Here is an 18,132-nt window from a genome sequence, read left to right as displayed (position 1 = left end):
ATGTGTCCAAATGATGTCTTATATTTTAACTTTATTATCAAATTATGGAAGTACGGTCATATTTTTATGGGCACCCATCGAATATTGTTGTGATGGATTGTAGGAAAAGGAGGTGAGATGGCATGAATCAACGAACCCTGCAATCACAATCTCAAGCAAGCGACAAAAAAGATGGGAGTGAAATGTTCGTGAAGCCCTTACTTAAGCAAAAAACGGCTCAAGTGACAGTGCTTATGCTGCTGTTGTCGGTCATGATGCCGGTTCTGGCTTATGCCGCTTCAGGGTTCAAGGACCTGAGCTATCGTAACGGCACGGTTACCGGAACGGTCTACTCCGACGTGTACAGCGTCAGCCGGGACGTGTATCTTTACGATCCTAACGGCACCCAGCTTCAAGTGACAACTGCTACGTACGCTACATACAACGTGACTGAGGGCGTATATCAATATAATTTGAATGTAAGCGGTCTTGGAAATTATTCCTACCTTCGTCTTCACAATGTATCCGACAGCGTGTACGAAACGGTATACCGCAGCGGCCTGAATGATCCCGGCTATGGCTGGGGCGGCGGCGGCGGTGGCGGCTCCAGTACTCCAGCCGGCACGGTCATTGTACCGATGGACGGCAGCGTAAGTGCGACCGAACTGGAGAAAGCTCTGAATGACGCCAATGAGGTCATTCTGAAGCTGTATGGTGAAACCGCTCTGCTGCCGGCGAAGGCACTGAAAGAATTTGTCGGGAACAAAGACAAGGTGCTGCGCATTACGAATGAATATGGAACCTATCTTCTTCCGGTTCATCTACTGAAGCTGGAGGAGCTGGCTAAGGCAACCGGCAGTGAGCTGGACACCCTGTTGATTAAAGTGACCGTTGCCAAAGCAACCCAAGCCACTGCGGATGCTGTGGCTGCCGCAGCTAGATCGCTAGGCGGGGCCAAGCTGTCCGGCGTGGTCGAATTCAACCTTCAAGCAGTCGGCGCCTCCACAATCACGATAGATTTGGGCAATGCCTACATCAGCCGCATTCTTCCTTTGGATAAAGCGGTGGATGCCGATAAGACCACAGGTGTTCTGTACAACCCGGATACCCAAAAGCTCAGCTTCGTTCCGACCCTCTTCACCTCCAAGGACGGAAAACACGAAGCCCTGCTGAAACGCAGCGGAAACAGCATTTATGCCGTGATCGAGCTGAATAAGAGCTTTGATGATATTAGCGGTCACTGGGCACAAGGGAACATCGAGCTTCTGGCAAGCAAGCTGGTCGTAGACGGTGTCACGGATTCGACCTTCGAGCCGGAACGTCATATAACCCGGGCCGAATTCGCCGCACTGGTTGTTCGCGCCCTGGGACTTCAGCCGGGCGGAAGCAGCAGCTTCAAGGACGTCTCCGCATCCGACTGGTATGCAGGCGTCGTAGCGGCGGCCGCGCAAGCCAAGCTGGTTGAAGGCTATGAGGACCAGACCTTCAGGCCGAACGCGCCGATTAATCGCGAAGAGCTTGCTGCCATGGTCGTTCGTGCCTTGGATTATGCAGGTGCGAAGCCGGAAGTAAACAGCTCAAGGCAAGCCGAGCTTCTTGCGAAGTTCGCCGATGCGAAGCAAATCGTCTGGGCGCAAGCCGAGCTCGCCACAGCTATTGAAGCGGGCATTGTCGACGGAATGACCGATACGACGATCGCTCCGCGGGAGCTGGCGACTCGCGCGCAATCGGCAACGATGCTGAAGCGCTTGTTGTCCGGCGCCGATTTCATCAATAACTAATAAGTAAAAGGCGGCTGTCCCCTTCTAAAGAGGACGGCCGCCTTTCTCTATTCACGGAGCAGCCGGATCGGCTGCCCCGACTTCGTATAGATATCCAAGATAAGCTCCGTAGCCTTTCTGGCGGACTCGCCGGTTATGAACGGCTCCCGCTCCTGCTCGATCGCCTCCGCGAAGTCTACGACCAATCGCTCGAATAATCGCGCATTACTCTCGTCGTGCGACGGCTCGGGAGGCTCCACGCCCGGCACTTGGAAGCTGATGATGCCTTCATAGTCCGCCTTAATCGAACCCTTCGTACCGGAGATTTCAATGTATTCCGTCTTCATACCGGTACTGGCCGTTGAAGCTTCGATCATGCCTACCGCGCCATTCTCATACCGGACGATCGCATAGCCGTGGTCCTCTGTCTCTATATCGTGGTAAACCTGGAACCTCCTTGCGTCCAGCACCTCGCGGTAGCCTCCGCAGAGCCACTGTGCAAGGTCAACGATGTGGCTTCCCTGCTGCAGGAACGGTCCTCCCCCGTCCAGCTCCATTGTACCGTGCCAGGAATCGTAATAGTCATGCGGCCGGAAATGCTTCATAACCACGTCCACAACCATGATCCTGCCGAGCTGCCCTGAATCCATCAGCTGCTTAATATCCTGCATATGCCTGATGAGCCTGCGCATGTAGGATACTCCAAGCTTCACGCCGTTCTCCCTGCAGCTTCGGATCATCTCCGTTTGCTTTTCCGCCGAGATATGCAGCGGCTTCTCGCACAAGCAATGCAAACCCAAGCGGGAAGCCTGCAGAACCCCCTCATGATGCAGGGCATTCGGCGTGCAGATGATAGCTGCTGTCGCTTCAGCATTCTCAGCTACTTCCCTCAGATCAGTACCGAAATAGGGAATACCATGTTCTTCTGCGAATGCTTCGACCTTTATGGAAGACCGTCCGATCACCCCGACTATTTCGGCAAAGGGAAGCTTGGAACGAATGGCCGATATATATTTCGTGCTAATATTGCCGTGTCCAATCAAAACAAATCGATGCTGCTTCATAGATGCCGCTCCTTTTTACAACAATCACTGCCTCTTCCTTTATTGTAATTCAACGGACATGCCGAATCTAAACCATCTATGCCTTTGTTAGAGAAAATAAACGATTCTTGCGATTAGACGTCGAGGATGGCAGCGGAACGCTCCCTGTTCGACATTTCCCGGGAAATGCATACAGAAACCTCTTGGATGGGACAGCAAAAGTGGATATACTACAAGGAAGATTATTAATCCGCTAGTATACGGGGGGATTCTATGTCCATCGTCATCATTGTGGAAGGAAAAAACGACAAAGCCCGGCTCCGCCGCCTGCTTACGGAGGATATCACCATTCTCTGCACGTTCGGCTCTTTAAATACGCTGAAGCTGGAGGATCTAAGGCAAAAGGCGGGCTCAAGCGAGGTGTTTCTTTTTACCGATAATGATTCCTCGGGGAAAAAAATTCGCGGCATTCTGCGCGACCTGTTCCCCGATGCCGAGCAAATCTACACGCGGCGGGGTTATGCTGGAGTTGAAGGTACGCCTGACGAGTATCTCATTCAGCAATTAGAAAAAGCCGGGCTCGAGGAATTTATCATTTATCCCCCCGTAGACCCGGCCTTGCAGCCTATGAAATAAATCTCATTAAATAAATGACAAGCGTGACGGTAAAAATACTGAAAATGGTAGACGAGAACACCACCTGCGAGGCAAACTCCGGCTCGTTGTCATATTCGACAGCGATCAGCACACTGCTAAGCGAGGTGGGTACCGAACAGGACAGCACCAGCACTTGAGCCATAATGCCCTCGATTCCCAGCAGCAGCACAATCCCGAACCCAACCGCCGGCCCCATGAGCAAACGAAGCACGTTGGACACCATAACGTCCGAGAAGCGAAACTGCCACTTCATGCTTCCCAGCTGTACGCCAAGCGTCAGCAAAGCCGTAGCAATGAACGCATTCGATACATAATTGATAGGCGCATAGATCGGGTCCGGTACCGGAATATGGAACCCGCGCATAACAAATGCAATCGGAATGACATAAAGCACGGGCAGCGATAGAATCGTCCGCATCGTTTGCTTAAGGTCGCTCTTCTTGGCTGCATTGACGCTGTAAATTCCGTAGGTGTTGGGCAGCAGATTCTGCATCATCATAATGATAATCTGAATCGACATCGTAAAAGCATCCCCGACGAAAACGAGCTGGTTGAGCGGGATTGCATAATTCGCACTGTTGTAGAAAATAACGCTGTTCCTCATGGCGGTAACCATTCCGCCCTTATAGCCCCGGAGACGGATTACGGCCTCGACCAGCAGGAACATCGCTGCAAAATACACGACAAAGAAAAGCAGCGTCTGCATCAAAATATTGAGGGAGATCGCCGATTCGTACAGCATCTTGAATACGATGGCCGGGGAAAACAAGTAAAAATTCAGCTTGGAAAGGGTTTTGATGTCCAATTGAAAGGCGCGGTACAAGACCACGCCTACAGCAATCATTATGGTTAGCGGTATCACATTGTTGAGTAAAATATGCAGGAAATAATTCATGTTGTCCGCCCTACTCTTTGCTGATCTTGATCAGATCGTTCACTACCTTATCCAGGTCGAGGTCTACATCGCTTCCGTTATAGTACGTACGGATATCCCCTTTGCCGTCCACAAGCAGAATATAGTTCGTATGGCTGAACGTATCCGCCCCTGCATCCTTCACGACCATAATCCCGTACTTCTGCGCAAGCTCCATCATAGCTGTCTCATCTTCTCCTCGGAGGAAAAACCAGCCCTTCGGATCATAATGAAACCGGTTCGCGAACTGCTGCAGCTGAGCCTGCGTATCCTTCTTCGGGTCGAAGCTGATGGAGAGGAAAGCCGTTTTGGTGCCGAAGACCCCTTTTTCCACCAGCTTATCTTGAATCTTGGAAATCGTATACGTCGTCGGCGAGCACACGTCAGGGCAGGTCGAGAAGTAAAAATACACTAGTCGCGCTTTGCCCGCCGTATCCGCGAGGCTCATCTTTTTCCCATCCACGTTCGTGAGTTCGAAATCCGGCGCTTTCTTGATGACCCCGATTTTCTCCTCCGGTCCTTTGATCAGCATGTATCCCAGGGAACCGATCAGACCTAATAAAAGTATAATGACTATTGCTTGGAAGCCTTTGTTTTTCATGTTTTCTCCTGTTCCTCTCCTAAAAAAAATAATCCCATGCGCCTGAAAAGGGTCATGGGAAGATCATTCAGCTTACCCCTGCGGCGTCGTATTGATTACCATAATGATAAACAGCAGGGTCAAATAGTTAATGGAGTAAATAAAGTTTTTCTTAGCCCACGCCACTTCATCCTCCGCCTTGAAGCCCTTAACCGTCAAATACGTCCAGTATAGCCCCATAACGACAGCGGCATAAAAATAAATGTTGCCGACATAGCCGTAAACGTACAGCAGCAGCGATACCGGAACCAGCAGAACCACATATCGGATCATGCTGATCTTGGTCACGAAGGTGCCTTTTACGACGGGAAGCAGCGGGAAGCCTGCTGCACGGTATTCCTCCATCCTGCGAATGCCCAGTGCCCAAAAATGCGGCGGCTGCCATAGAAACAGGATGCCGAACAAAATCCATGCCCCTGCGTCCAGCTCCGGCTGAACGGCACAGTACCCGATGACCGGAGGCACGGCCCCGGAGAAGCTGCCGACGAACGTGCTCCAAACGGATGTGCGTTTAAACCAGGCGGTGTAGATCCATACATACACGAAAAGTCCGATCAAACCGAGCAGCGCGGCAATCGGGTTCGCGAGAAACCAGAGCGTCGAAAGCCCCAGAATACCCAGAATAATGCCGTACGCCAAAACGGTCTGAGGCGAGATTCGGCCGGTAGCGAGCGCTCTGCCCTGCGTACGCGCCATCTTGATGTCCATATCCCGGTCCAAATAATTGTTCAGCACGCAGCCGGAGGCCATGACCAGCGCAGTTCCGATCAGAGTGTATACTAACAGAAGCCAATCCACATTCCACTGGGATGCTACCCAGAAGCCCCCGAAGGCTGTGATCGAGTTAGAGAATAGAATGCCCGGCTTGGCCAGCTGAATAAAATCCTTAATAGAAGCTTTCTGCTGCACGGCTTCCGACGCAGCGGCCACGGTATCCTCCGCGCCTAGCTCCAGACTAGCTTGTTCTCTCAATGCCAAATACCCCCTTGTGTCAACCCTTGTAGCCCATTCGAATCCGGCTCATGGATCCACATCCTCTTAATAATATCAACCTGCAGGACGTTTGACAACAAAGCGGGGAAGTGTTCAAAATATTGTCGATATGTGGGAGGGGGTTGTCCGATTTCGATGGTGGGGAAAGCGTAGAGGATTCGGGGGAGAGTTCATTGCGGGGAAGGGAGGGTACTCCACCGCTCCTTGAAATCAATTTGTTCTATTGAAAGTATGTATCGGTGACAACTTGATTTCAAAGGCGGCCGTTACCACTTTGCGTACCCTTCCCTCCCCCTCCATTCACTCCCGTGAATCATGAGCTTGAGACCCTCCATCGGACAGCCCCCTCGGAGGGGATTAAAAAGAGAAAAGCCTCTCACGGAACGCGAGAGGCTACTTGCGGAAAGGAAGCGGCTCGAGGCCGAACACCTCGGAACGGATGCGGGTTCGGATCGATTCCAGCAAGGCTTGAATCTCATACACCCGTTGTCCCAAGATCGAGATGGCCATTCCATGCTTATACGTATGGCTAACGCCGCAGGATAATGAGGGAGAAGCCGGCTGATCCGCGGGATTCAGCCACTCCCGGAAGCGGTCGGCGAGCTCCTGGTTCGCCTGCTCCGAGAAGAAGAGGAACGTACCCAGATGCGTATGGCGGTCCCAGCTTCCCAGCTGACGAGGGGTGTGTAATGCGGGGGCGATTCTCTGTCTGGCGCTATAGATTAGCTCCTCTTGGAGGAAGACGGATAACCTGGATTGATACAGCTCATAATCGAATTGCTCTCCGCGGTGGGTACGCCCGGGACACAGCACCTCGCTCCACAGCAAGTGGGAGCCCTGCTCCAGCTCGATGACCGTTTCGCTGTCGAACACCGCGTCCTTATACAGCATCAACGGTTCGGGCATGTACTCGACATAAGCTCCTGACCGTAAAGCGAACCGCTGGTGCTGCTCGCTGGGCCTTGCCTCCGCCCCGGGAGAAGTCCTGGCAGGATGAACCTTGGTGTAGGATTGGTTGGTCAGCAGCACCTGACTGTTCTCTCCGAACTCCCACTTGAGCTCATAACGGTCCCCTGCCAGGATACCCGGGGAGGCATCCATCAGGTATACGCCTAGCTGGCGCCCGAAGGCAAAGGTCTTCGCCAGCTTGAGCGGGTACGACTGCATGTGCCGATCCAGCTGCGTCGCGCCTCCCGAGCTGGCGAACGAGGCGGCTATCGAGCCGGTCACCCTAGACATGCTTGTATTCGTGCTGCACCCATTCGATAATGCTGTCGAGCCCCTGACCGTCGAACAGGTTGGAGAAAACGAACGGCTTGTCGCCGCGCATGCGCTTCGTGTCCTCCTCCATGACCTGAAGACTGGCGCCTACGTGGGGGGCCAGATCGATCTTGTTAATAATGAGCAGGTCGGAGCGCATGATACCCGGTCCGCCCTTGCGGGGGATCTTCTCCCCCTGCGCTACATCAATGATATAGATGAAGCGATCCACCAGCTCGGGGCTGAAGGCGGCCGCTAAGTTATCTCCGCCGCTCTCGATGAAGATCATATCGAGTCCCTCGAAGCGCTGCTCCAGCTCTTCAATCGCTTCAAAATTCATGGAGGCGTCTTCCCGAATGGCGGTATGAGGACAGCCCCCTGTCTCCACCCCGATAATTCTCTCGGCAGGAAGCGCCTCGGAGCGAATCAGGATATTGGCGTCTTCCTTGGTATAGATGTCATTCGTGATGACGGCGATGCTGTATTGGCCATTCAGCTTCCGGGCGAGACGCTCGACGAGCGCCGTCTTGCCGGAGCCTACCGGACCTCCGATACCGATTCTCATGGGACGCTGCAGAGAGGCTGATGCAGGTGTTTCCCAAACATGATGATGATGCGCTCCTCCTTGACACATGGCGTGTCCTCCTTCTCCATCTAAAAGTATTGTTTTAAGACATAAATAACCGGGAATATAAGCCGGCATGCTGCATCATGGCGATATCGGCGGCAGGTGAATTGCCATAGCCGTCCCTTAGCGGGTCCTGCTCCGCAGTACGGCTCCATGCCTCACTGATCGCCGGCAGCAGTGCCGCAATGAGCCGCTGTCCGTCTGTTTGGCCCAAGGACATCAGACGAAGTCCGCTGTTGATGCAGGTAACGGTACAAGCATACAAATACCCTTCGGCGGCCCTATCCAGCGGCACCTGCAGTTCGCGGCTGACCCAGCCGTGAATCAATGGGTGGGTGCCGATGCAGCGGCCTGCTTGGAGCGCCCCGGCAAGAGGCTCCCACTGCAGGCCCGGATACGTTGCGCGGGCAAGCTGGTACAGGCGGCGGCCCATTTTGGCGACACCGTCCCTCGTCTCTGCGGCGGCTCGCTGCACATGCTGCTGACGATCCACCAGCCAAAGGTCCTCATAACGCTCCTCCGGGCAGTACTCGTAGACCGCCTTAACCGCCAGAGCATCGACGGATGCCCAGCTCCCCGCCAGCATCGACAGCACATAGGCCTGCAGATCCGCAGCCGTCGTGATGCGTTCCTGCTGAACCAGTGTTTCCAAACCGAACGAGTGGGAGAAGCCGCCGATCGGCAGGGCCGAATCGAGGAATTGCACATAAGCGAGCCAGGAAATAGCGGGAACGCTCACGGTCCGGGGTCCTCTCCCTTCCTTAACCTGATTGAACATCAACCAGGCGAATGATTGCTATTGTTTAAAATAAGAAATACCGCTGCGCCATCGGCAGCACCTCGGCCGGTTCGCAAGTGATGGCTTCGCCGTCCACCTTCACTTCATACGTTTCCGGGTTCACCTCAAGCTTAGGGGTTTCTCCGTTATGGATCATATCCTTCTTGGTCACTTGGCGGCAGCCGCGAATCGGCTCGATGCGCTTCTGCAAGCCAAGCTTCTTATGGACGCCCAGGTCATACGCAGCCCGGGAGAGGAACGTTATGCTCGTGGTGCTCACCGCACGGCCGTAAGCGCCGAACATCAGTCGGCCGAACACCGGCTGAGGCGTCGGAATCGAGGCATTCGGGTCGCCCATCTGAGCGAAGGCGATCATTCCGCTTTTCAGCACCAGGTCAGGCTTTACCCCGAAGAACGCCGGCGTCCACACGACGAGATCCGCCAGCTTCCCCACCTCCACGGAGCCTACCAGATGCGAGATCCCGTGGGTAACGGCCGGATTGATCGTATACTTGGCGATGTATCGCTTGATGCGGAAATTATCCTGCTGCGGCGTTGCGCCGTCAGATAAGCTCTCTCCCGGAGCCGGCAGATAACCCCGCTGCTGTTTCATTTTATCTGCAGTTTGCCAAGTACGCAGAATGACCTCGCCTACCCGCCCCATCGCCTGGGAATCGGAACTCAGCATACTGAACACGCCAAGGTCATGGAGAATGTCCTCCGCCGCTATCGTTTCGGGCCGAATCCGGGAATCGGCGAACGCCACGTCCTCCGGGATCCGGCTGTCGAGATGATGGCATACCATCAGCATGTCAAGATGCTCTTCTACGGTATTGATCGTATAGGGGCGCGTCGGATTCGTGGAGGACGGAAGCACATTAAGCTCCGCGGCAATCCGGATAATATCCGGAGCATGCCCCCCTCCTGCCCCTTCCGTATGATACGTATGGATCGTCCGCCCGCCGATGGCGCGGATCGTATCCTCTACGAAGCCGGCCTCATTGAGCGTATCCGTATGAATCGCCACCTGCACGTCATAACGGTCCGCCACACTCAGACAGGCATCGATCGCCGCCGGCGTCGTCCCCCAGTCCTCGTGCAGCTTCAGGCCGATCGCACCGGCCTCCACCTGCTCGGCAAGCGGCTCGGGAAACGACGCATTGCCTTTCCCTGTGAATCCAAGATTCATGGGGAAGGCTTCCGCCGCCTCCAGCATCCGGTACATGTGCCATGCTCCCGGGGTGCAGGTGGTGGCGCTCGTTCCCGCGGCCGGCCCTGTACCTCCGCCGATCATCGTAGTCACGCCGGAGGACAGCGCCGTTTCGATCTGCTGCGGACATATATAATGAATGTGCGTGTCGATGCCGCCGGCCGTGATGATCTTGCCTTCGCCCGCAATGACCTCCGTCGAAGCGCCGACGATCATTCCCTCGGTGACGCCATCCATCAGATCGGGATTGCCGGCCTTGCCGATCCCGACGATCAAGCCGTCCTTCAGTCCAATGTCCGCCTTCACGATCCCCCAATGATCGATGATCAAGGCATTCGTAATGACGGTATCCAGCACCCCTTGGTCCCGGGTATGCCGGCTCGACTGCCCCATCCCGTCACGGATGACCTTACCGCCGCCGAATTTGCATTCTTCTCCATAAACTGTATAATCCCGCTCCACCTCGGCCCACAGATTCGTATCGGCTAGTCTGACGGCGTCTCCGACCGTGGGACCGAACATTTGAGCGTAAGCCTTGCGCTCCATATCGGCCACAGCTACATCCCCTCTTCCCATTCCGTAAGCCGAATCCGAATCGGTTCCGGCAGCTGCCCCCGCTGCACCTTGCCGCGGGACAGCCCGTTCAGGCCAAACGACAGCTTCTCGCCGCCCAGCTCCACAAGCCGGATCGGCTTCTCCTCACCGGGTTCGAACCTTACAGCGGTCCCGGCCGGGATATCGAGCCGCATCCCGTAAGCCTGTGACCTGTCGAAGCGCAGCTGCCGGTTGACCTCAAAAAAATGAAAATGAGACCCGACCTGGATCGGACGATCTCCCATATTAACCACTATGAGCTCAAGCTTCTCTTTGCCCGCGTTGAGTTCAATAGATCCTGCAGAAGTACGAATTTCACCCGGGATCATGCCGCAACCTCCTTTACCTTCGAATCGGCTGATGCACGGTAACCAGCTTCGTTCCGTCTGGGAACGTCGCCTCGACCTGCACCTCGTGAAGCATTTCAGGCACGCCTTCCATGACCTGTTCCGCCCTCAGGATCGTCGTCCCGAAGTGCATTAGCTCCGCAACCGTCCTGCCGTCACGCGCACCCTCCAATATTTCCGAGGTGATCAGCGCCACGCTTTCCGGATAATTCAGCTGAACTCCACGGAGCAAGCGACGCCGGGCCAGATCGGCAGCTACCGTAATCAGCAGCTTCTCCTTCTCTCTCTCCGTCAAGTGCATGATACCCCTCCTACAAAACACGAATGATTCTTTGAAGATAGGTCTATTATATTCGCGGTTACAGCTCCTGTCTATAGTTTATGTCATATTATATAACATGAATCAATTGATTTTTTTCTGAAATCGACTCATAACCAACGCGACATTTGCATAAATCTCTCCATAACTCACACAAAAACACGAACATTCCTAGCAAAACAAATTTTGTGTTATATATATTGACATGCAAATAACATTTGAATATGATAGGGCATGTAAGCCATACTGAAAACCAAATTTTGGGGAGTGGATGAGAATGGTACCGACAAAGAAAAAAGGCTTCACCGCGCTAATGGCCGCGTGCCTCACATTATCCGCCTTGCTAGCAGGGTGTGCAGGAGGAGAGAAGCCTGCAGCGACAAACGCCGCCGACACAAAAACAGAAGCAGCGAGCGGCGACAACACGGTACCGGTGGGGATTCTTCACTCGTTGACCGGTACGATGTCAATCAGCGAGGTATCCGTTCGGGACGCTTCCCTGATGGCGATCGAAGAGATCAACAAGGCCGGCGGGCTGCTCGGCAAGCAGCTGAAGCCTATCGTAGAAGACGGCGCTTCGGACTGGCCGACCTTCGCAGAAAAAACAAAGAAGCTGCTGCAGAAGGACAAAGCCGTAGTCATCTTCGGCGGATGGACCTCCGCCAGCCGCAAGGCCGTACTTCCGGTCGTCGAGCAGAACAAAGGACTTTTCGTTTATCCTGTCCAATATGAAGGCCTCGAGGCGTCTCCGAACATTTTCTACACCGGCGCCACCACCAACCAGCAGATCGTACCGGCCGTATCCTGGCTGCTCCAGAATAAGGGCAAGAAGTTTTTCCTCCTGGGCTCCGACTATGTCTTCCCAAGAACCGCCAACAAAATCATCAAGGAGCAGCTGAAAGCCGAAGGCGGCACGCTTATCGCAGAAGAATATACCCCTCTCGGACATACCGACTACAATACCATCATCAGCAAAATCAAGGCTCAGAAGCCGGATGTCGTGTTCAATACATTGAACGGCGACAGCAACGTGGCCTTCTTCAAGCAGCTGAAAGACGCTGGAATTACCGCGAAAGATCTTACCACTCTCTCGGTTAGTGTCGCGGAGGAAGAAATCCGCGGAATCGGCGCCGGTGTTCTCGAAGGCCACTATGCCGCTTGGAACTATTTCCAAACGACCGATACGCCGGAGAACAAAAAGTTCGTTGAAGCCTACAAAGCGAAATACGGCAAAGACCGCGTAACCGATGACCCGATTGAAGCCGGATATTTTGGCGTCTACGTATGGGCGGAAGCGGTCAAGAAGGCCGGCTCCTTCGATGTCGAGAAGGTCAAGGAAGCTGCCAAGGGCATCGAGATCAATGCGCCGGGAGGCAAGGTGAAGTTCGACGGCGAGAATCAGCACGTGTATAAGACCGTCCGGATCGGGGAAGTGATGGCCGACGGCCAGTTCAAGGAAGTATGGAACTCCGGTCAGCCCGTGAAGCCGGATCCATTCCTGAAGACCTATCCTTGGGGTGCTGAGGTTACGAAGAAGTAATAGGCTTAGCCTCTCCTGAGCAATGAATCCTTCGGCATTCCTTATCCGCTAGCACACACTCCAGAGGCTCGTTCCCTAAGCCGTTTCCGGCTTACGGGACAGCCTCTTGCATTTTCCCAAACGAAGCACATCACACGAAACGGAGGTACCCGCTATGAGCTTGCTCATTCTGCAGCTGTTCAACGGCGTCTCGCTCAGCTCCATCCTGCTGCTGATCGCGCTCGGACTCGCCATCACCTTCGGGCTGATGAACGTGATCAACATGGCGCACGGCGAATTCATTATGATCGGGGCCTATATGGCCTATACCATTCAGCTGCTTTTTCAAAAGCTGCTGCCTTCCGGCGTCTTCGGCCTCTATTTCGTCCTGTCGCTGGGCGTTGCCTTCGCCGTAGCCTTCCTTGTCGGCTGGCTCCTTGAGGTATCGCTGATCCGCTACCTTTACGGCCGTCCGATGGATAGTCTGCTCGCCACCTGGGGGGTCAGCCTCGTGCTTCAGCAGCTGGCGCGCACCATCTTCGGAGCGCCCAATGTAGCGGTCAAGGCGCCGGCCTGGCTCGAAGGGGGGCTGGCGATCACCGCGGATCTGACCTTGCCCTATAAGCGCTTGTTCATCATCGCTCTCGTTGCGGTCTGTATCACCGTGATTTACCTCTACCTGTATCACACGCGCGGCGGCCGTAATATGCGGGCGGTCATGCAAAACCGCTCAATGGCCTCCAGCCTCGGCATTTCCACCCGCCGCGTCGATGCCGTCGGCTTCGCCTTCGGCTCCGGGATGGCGGGCATTGCCGGCTGCGCACTGACGCTGCTCGGTCCGATCGGCCCTTCCATCGGTACCTACTACATCGTCGACGCCTTCATGGTCGTCGTCCTGGGCGGCATCGGCAAGCTGATCGGAACGGCCGCCGGCGCGCTCGGCATCGGTGTCCTCGGCACCGCCTTCGAATATACGACCAGCGCCACGCTGGGTAAGGTCATCGTGTTCACGCTGATCATCGCCTTCCTGCAATGGAAGCCGGCCGGCCTCGTCACGATGAAATCCAGAGCTCTAGACTAACAGGAGGTGATCTCCCCATGCTGACATCATTGCCGCTGCGCAATAACAAAATGAAAATCATAGCCAGCGTGATCCTGCTTGCCCTCATGCTGCTGGCACCGCTGGTGTTATCCGAATTTCGCCTCTCCCTGCTCGGCAAATTTCTGGCCTATGCCATTCTAGCCATGGGCCTTGACCTGATCTGGGGCTACACCGGCATCCTGAGCCTTGGCCATGGCGTATACTTCGGGCTAGGCGCCTACGCGATGGCGATGCACCTGAAGCTGACAGCCTCCGGCGGCGAGCTTCCCGACTTCATGTCATGGAGCGGTGTGGAGAAGCTGCCTTGGTTCTGGCAGCCGTTCCATTCGCCTGCCATGGCGCTGCTCCTCGCCCTGCTGATTCCTGTAGCGGTCGCCTTCCTGCTCGGTTACCTGACGTTCCGCAACCGGATCAAGGGCACCTTTTTCTCCATCCTGTCTCAAGCCCTTGTTATTATCACCGTAACCCTCTTCGTCGGACAGCAGGGCTTCACCGGAGGTACGAACGGACTGACCAACTTCGATACGTTCCTTGGATGGAAGCTGGGGGAGCCGTCCACCAAGCTTGGCTTGTATTACGCCACGGTGGCGATTGTAGGACTGACGCTGCTGCTGTGTCTTTGGCTTACCTCCAGCCGTCTCGGCAAAATTCTGGTCGCCGTGCGCGACGCCGAGAACCGTGTCCGCTTCATCGGCTACAATCCGGTCGCCTATAAGGTGTTCATCTACTGTGTATCGGCTGCACTCGCCGGACTCGCCGGGGTTATGTTCGTCCTTCAGGAGGGCATCATCTCCCCAGCTCAGATGGGGATCGTGCCCTCCATCGAGATGGTGCTCTGGGTAGCCATCGGCGGCCGCGCCACCATCTTCGGCGCTCTCATCGGCGCCGTGATCACGAATGCAGCCAAAACCACCTTCAGCGAGGCTTATCCTGACTGGTGGCCGATTATTTTAGGAGCGATGTTTATCGTCGCCGTTCTCTTTTTGCCTAAGGGTCTCGTCGGTACCTTCCAGGACTTTGCCGGCCGATGGACCCGGCGTTCCGAAGCGTCCGAACCGCAGGTACCTGTAACCGGCGCCGCTACCAAACCCATTCAAGGAGGCTGATTTGCCATGAGTATGACGGAGACATCACCCAGAAAATCAGAACCCGGCACCATCATTCGCGTAGAGCAGCTTGAAGTGGACTTTGACGGCTTTAAGGCGATTCGCGATCTTGCCTTCACCTTGAACTCAGGGGAGCTTCGCTTCCTGATCGGACCGAACGGAGCCGGCAAGACAACCTTACTCGATGTGCTGTGCGGCAAGGTGAAGCCTTCGAAGGGGCGCGTCTTGTATAAGGGACAAACGGATCTGGCCAAATACCAGGAGCATCAGATTGCACAGCTGGGCATCGGGCGCAAATTCCAGGCTCCCTCCATCTTCGTCACCCTTACGGTGCAGGAAAACCTGCTACTCTCCATGAGGCAAAAGCGAGGCCTGCTCAGCTCGCTGATCGCCAAGACGACCCATGAGCAGCGGGAAAAGGTGCAGCAATATCTCGAGCTGATCGGACTGGCGGACCGCTCCGGCGAGAAAGCCGGCTCCCTCTCTCACGGGGAGAAGCAGTGGCTTGAGATCGGCATGCTGCTCATTCAAGAGCCCGAGCTGCTCCTGCTTGACGAACCGGCTGCCGGGATGACGGACAGTGAAACGGAGAAAACGGGCGAGCTTCTCCATCGCATCAGCGACAGACAGACTGTCGTTGTGGTGGAGCACGATATGGAGTTTGTGAGGCAGTTCGCCAAGACGGTAACCGTCATGCATGAGGGCAGCGTACTGCGGGAGGGTACGATGGAGGAGATCCAAAGCGACGAACGAGTGGCAGAGGTGTATCTTGGAAGACGGGAGGAGCGAAGCCATGGCTAATTCCAGCTTGAACGCTCTGGAGCTGACGGACATCGAGGCAGGCTACGGGGAAAGCATGATTTTACGCGGCGTACAGCTGAAGGTAAGGCCCGGTCAGGTCGTCTGCCTGATGGGACGCAACGGCGTCGGCAAATCAACCTTAATGAAGACGATCATGGGACAAATCAAGCCAAGGCGCGGCACCATCCGTTATGCCGCTGAGGATATTACCTCAAGCCCCGCCGACCGGCGGGCCCGCGGAGGGATCGGCTACGTTCCCCAAGGCAGAGACATCTTCTCCCAGCTGACCGTGGAGGAGAATTTGCTGCTCGGCCTCGAGGCCGCCACCCCTGCCGTTCGGAGGCGAGGCATTCCGGAGCACATCTATGAGAAGTTTCCCGTGCTGAAGGAGATGCTGACTCGCAAGGGCGGCGACCTCAGCGGCGGACAGCAGCAGCAGCTCGCGATCGCCCGGGCGCTGGTGGCCGAGCCGAACGTATTGCTGCTTGACGAGCCGATGGAGGGCATTCAGCCGTCGGTCGTTCAGCAGATTGAGGAGGTCATCGCCTCTATTAAGAGTAGCAAGACGATGTCGGTGCTGCTTGTCGAGCAAAGCCTCACCTTCGCCACGACCATCGCAGACTATTATTATGTCATCGACAAGGGAACGGTCGTAGCCGAAGGAAGCTCGGAAGCCTTGAGTGCCGATGAGGTACGCCGGCATCTGGCGGTTTAGGTCACTTGCACGAATTTGGAGGCCCCCTAGCGTTGTGGTATCATGAGGAAGTGTGCCAATTCAATCCAGGAGGGACTGTTCTCATGACCACATTCCAGCATATCGCAGATAAGACTGTTCTGAATAACGGCATCGAAATGCCGTGGCTTGGCCTAGGCGTATGGAAAACGAAGGAAGGCGACGAGGTTGTCAATGCCGTGAAATACGCATTGCAGGCGGGCTACCGCAGCATCGATACGGCAGCGGTGTACGGCAACGAAGCCGGTGTCGGCCAGGCCCTTCGCGAGAGCGGCGTTCCGCGCGACGAGCTGTTTATTACGACGAAGGTGTGGAACGCAGATCAGGGCTACGACAGCACGCTGCGGGCCTTCGAGGAGAGCCGCAAGAAGCTTGGGCTCGATGTGATCGACCTTTATCTCATTCACTGGCCCGTGAAGGGCAAATATACGGAAACCTGGAAGGCGCTCGTGAAGCTCTATCAAGACGGGCTGGTGCGCGCGATCGGCGTCAGCAACTTCCAGGTGCATCATCTGCAGGATATTTTGGATTCCAGCGACATCGTTCCGGCCGTCAATCAAGTCGAGTGCCATCCGCTCCTTCAGCAGGAGGAGCTGCGCGCCTTCTGCAAGGACAAGGGCATCCAGCTTGAGGCCTGGAGTCCTCTTATGCAGGGGAATCTCGACCTTCCGCTGCTTACGGAGCTCGCGCAGAAATACGGCAAATCGCCGGCCCAGATCGTACTGCGCTGGGATCTGCAGAGCGGCATCGTAACAATCCCCAAATCTATCAGCGAGGGCCGTATTCGCGAGAATGCGAACGTCTTTGATTTCAGTCTCAGCCCGGAGGACATGCAGCGCCTGGATGAGCTGAATCAAAACAAGCGCTTCGGACCGGACCCGGACAATTTCGATTTTTAATGCTGCTTACAGCGATCGCAATTTTTGCGGTCGCTGTTTTTTTTTTGTACAGGTTTTCGATAAATTTCTCCCTTGTCCGATGACATGATTCTCCGTTTCGTCTCATATATTTTTCCCGTATTGCGTTTCCAGCTGTAACCAACCGCCGCCCATCCCCATAGAATGATGTGTGCTTCAGCCCATGGGCATCATTCATGGAGATGAGCCGTACTTATGGATCCGGCGGCACTTTTGCTGCCCCTATACTTACAGCGGATGCATCCGCAGTGTCACGCGGTATGCGGTCCGCCCAATTCCAAGGAGGTTTTTATGGAAATGATGAACAATCCTTACAAGGTAGGCAACCAAGGGCAAATGAATCCTTATCCCGGCGGTTATCCGATGGGGGGCATGGCTCCGGGCTTTACCGGCTTTCCCGGCTTTAACGGCGGAGCCCAGCCGTCCATGATGCCCGGTGGTGCACCTATGGCTCCGCCTATTAGCGGCACTAACACCCCGGGCTCGCTCGCGGCATCCCCTGCCGGCACCGCAGGGGTCAACGTTCCCGGCATGCTGCCGATCGAGCAGTCCTTCATCGAGAACATCCTCCGTCTGAATCTCGGCAAAATCGCCACTATCTACATGACTTTCGAGAACAACAGTGAGTGGAACGCCAAAATATTCAAGGGCCGCCTGGAAGCCGCCGGTCGTGACCACATTATCATCAGCGATCCGCAAACCGGTATGCGCTACCTGCTGCTCATGGTGAACCTGGATTACATCACCTTCGATGAGGAATTGAATTACTCCCCTCAATTCGGCGGTACGGCACGGCCGGGAGTCGGAAGGTAAACGAACGAAGGCGGGTCGCC

At 55.3% G+C, this 18,132-nt stretch carries 19 protein-coding genes; 9 read left to right on the top strand and 10 right to left on the bottom strand.

Translation table 11 applies throughout. From position 1 onward, the window contains the following. Positions 1 to 122 precede the first annotated feature (122 nt). Positions 123 to 1,760 (top strand): S-layer homology domain-containing protein, encoded by a 1,638-nt coding sequence (locus tag QMO62_RS23085; RefSeq protein ID WP_284644634.1) that lies wholly within the window; start codon positions 123 to 125, stop codon positions 1,758 to 1,760. Between the two features lie 47 nt (positions 1,761 to 1,807). Here the strand turns inward: QMO62_RS23085 and QMO62_RS23080 are convergent, their stop codons facing one another. After that, on the bottom strand, positions 1,808 to 2,803 hold the full coding sequence (locus tag QMO62_RS23080; RefSeq protein ID WP_284644633.1) for a Gfo/Idh/MocA family protein: 996 nt from the start codon (positions 2,801 to 2,803) through the stop codon (positions 1,808 to 1,810). Positions 2,804 to 3,055: 252 nt separating this feature from the next. On the opposite strand from QMO62_RS23080, the gene QMO62_RS23075 reads away from it, so the two are divergent. Beyond that, positions 3,056 to 3,418 carry a ribonuclease M5 gene (locus tag QMO62_RS23075; protein WP_284644632.1) on the top strand — a complete coding sequence of 121 codons (363 nt, stop codon included), beginning with the start codon at positions 3,056 to 3,058 and terminating at the stop codon, positions 3,416 to 3,418. Here QMO62_RS23075 and QMO62_RS23070 read toward each other — a convergent pair. The 9 genes from QMO62_RS23070 to QMO62_RS23030 all read right to left on the bottom strand — a co-directional run bounded on the left by QMO62_RS23070 (position 3,408) and on the right by QMO62_RS23030 (position 11,103). After that, positions 3,408 to 4,334: an AEC family transporter gene (locus QMO62_RS23070; protein ID WP_284644631.1), complete on the bottom strand. Its 927-nt coding sequence runs from the start codon at positions 4,332 to 4,334 to the stop codon at positions 3,408 to 3,410. The two genes, QMO62_RS23075 and QMO62_RS23070, sit on opposite strands and share 11 nt — an antisense overlap. A gap of 10 nt (positions 4,335 to 4,344) precedes the next feature. Continuing rightward, positions 4,345 to 4,953 carry an SCO family protein gene (locus QMO62_RS23065; protein ID WP_284644630.1) on the bottom strand — a complete coding sequence of 203 codons (609 nt, stop codon included), beginning with the start codon at positions 4,951 to 4,953 and terminating at the stop codon, positions 4,345 to 4,347. Between the two features lie 72 nt (positions 4,954 to 5,025). Then, positions 5,026 to 5,964 carry a heme o synthase gene (cyoE, locus tag QMO62_RS23060; protein WP_284644629.1) on the bottom strand — a complete coding sequence of 313 codons (939 nt, stop codon included), beginning with the start codon at positions 5,962 to 5,964 and terminating at the stop codon, positions 5,026 to 5,028. A gap of 414 nt (positions 5,965 to 6,378) precedes the next feature. After that, complete coding sequence (locus tag QMO62_RS23055) at positions 6,379 to 7,224, bottom strand: urease accessory protein UreD (RefSeq protein WP_284644628.1); 846 nt, start codon at positions 7,222 to 7,224, stop codon at positions 6,379 to 6,381. Beyond that, complete coding sequence (gene ureG, locus QMO62_RS23050) at positions 7,217 to 7,879, bottom strand: urease accessory protein UreG (protein ID WP_284644627.1); 663 nt, start codon at positions 7,877 to 7,879, stop codon at positions 7,217 to 7,219. The genes QMO62_RS23055 and ureG overlap by 8 nt, the downstream gene beginning before the upstream one ends. A gap of 34 nt (positions 7,880 to 7,913) precedes the next feature. Then, positions 7,914 to 8,612, bottom strand: a complete 699-nt coding sequence (locus QMO62_RS23045) for an urease accessory protein UreF (protein ID WP_284644626.1) — start codon at positions 8,610 to 8,612, stop codon at positions 7,914 to 7,916. 64 nt (positions 8,613 to 8,676) lie between these two features. Further along, entirely contained in the window at positions 8,677 to 10,437 is a 1,761-nt protein-coding gene (gene ureC / locus QMO62_RS23040) for an urease subunit alpha (protein WP_372516694.1), read from the bottom strand. Then, a complete protein-coding gene (locus QMO62_RS23035; protein WP_284644625.1) occupies positions 10,419 to 10,784 on the bottom strand; it encodes an urease subunit beta in 366 nt (121 codons plus the stop codon). The genes ureC and QMO62_RS23035 overlap by 19 nt, the downstream gene beginning before the upstream one ends. Before the next feature lie 13 nt (positions 10,785 to 10,797). Further along, on the bottom strand, positions 10,798 to 11,103 hold the full coding sequence (locus QMO62_RS23030) for an urease subunit gamma (RefSeq protein WP_284644624.1): 306 nt from the start codon (positions 11,101 to 11,103) through the stop codon (positions 10,798 to 10,800). 331 nt (positions 11,104 to 11,434) lie between these two features. Between QMO62_RS23030 and urtA the strand changes: the two genes are divergently transcribed. From urtA to gerQ, 7 genes are all read left to right on the top strand, one after another. Continuing rightward, positions 11,435 to 12,661 (top strand): urea ABC transporter substrate-binding protein, encoded by a 1,227-nt coding sequence (urtA, locus tag QMO62_RS23025; RefSeq protein ID WP_372516731.1) that lies wholly within the window; start codon positions 11,435 to 11,437, stop codon positions 12,659 to 12,661. 154 nt (positions 12,662 to 12,815) lie between these two features. Next, entirely contained in the window at positions 12,816 to 13,721 is a 906-nt protein-coding gene (urtB, locus tag QMO62_RS23020) for an urea ABC transporter permease subunit UrtB (RefSeq protein WP_284644621.1), read from the top strand. A 17-nt stretch (positions 13,722 to 13,738) separates the two neighbouring features. Beyond that, positions 13,739 to 14,848: an urea ABC transporter permease subunit UrtC gene (urtC, locus tag QMO62_RS23015; protein WP_372516693.1), complete on the top strand. Its 1,110-nt coding sequence runs from the start codon at positions 13,739 to 13,741 to the stop codon at positions 14,846 to 14,848. Between the two features lie 6 nt (positions 14,849 to 14,854). After that, the gene (urtD, locus tag QMO62_RS23010) at positions 14,855 to 15,649 is read left to right on the top strand and encodes an urea ABC transporter ATP-binding protein UrtD (protein ID WP_284644619.1); all 795 of its coding nucleotides are present in this window, start codon (positions 14,855 to 14,857) and stop codon (positions 15,647 to 15,649) included. Continuing rightward, entirely contained in the window at positions 15,642 to 16,364 is a 723-nt protein-coding gene (gene urtE / locus QMO62_RS23005; protein WP_284644617.1) for an urea ABC transporter ATP-binding subunit UrtE, read from the top strand. The genes urtD and urtE overlap by 8 nt, the downstream gene beginning before the upstream one ends. 83 nt (positions 16,365 to 16,447) lie before the next feature. Continuing rightward, positions 16,448 to 17,281: an aldo/keto reductase gene (locus QMO62_RS23000; RefSeq protein ID WP_284644615.1), complete on the top strand. Its 834-nt coding sequence runs from the start codon at positions 16,448 to 16,450 to the stop codon at positions 17,279 to 17,281. Positions 17,282 to 17,596: 315 nt separating this feature from the next. After that, positions 17,597 to 18,112, top strand: coding sequence for a spore coat protein GerQ (gerQ, locus tag QMO62_RS22995; protein ID WP_284644613.1), 516 nt, complete (start codon positions 17,597 to 17,599; stop codon positions 18,110 to 18,112). Positions 18,113 to 18,132: the final 20 nt, after the last annotated feature.

Origin of the sequence: Paenibacillus silviterrae, assembly GCF_030167925.1 — a bacterium.
Lineage (GTDB): Bacteria > Bacillota > Bacilli > Paenibacillales > NBRC-103111 > Paenibacillus_G > Paenibacillus_G silviterrae.
The sequence above is the reverse complement of the archived record's forward strand: the minus strand, read 5'-3'. Positions and strand labels throughout refer to the sequence as shown.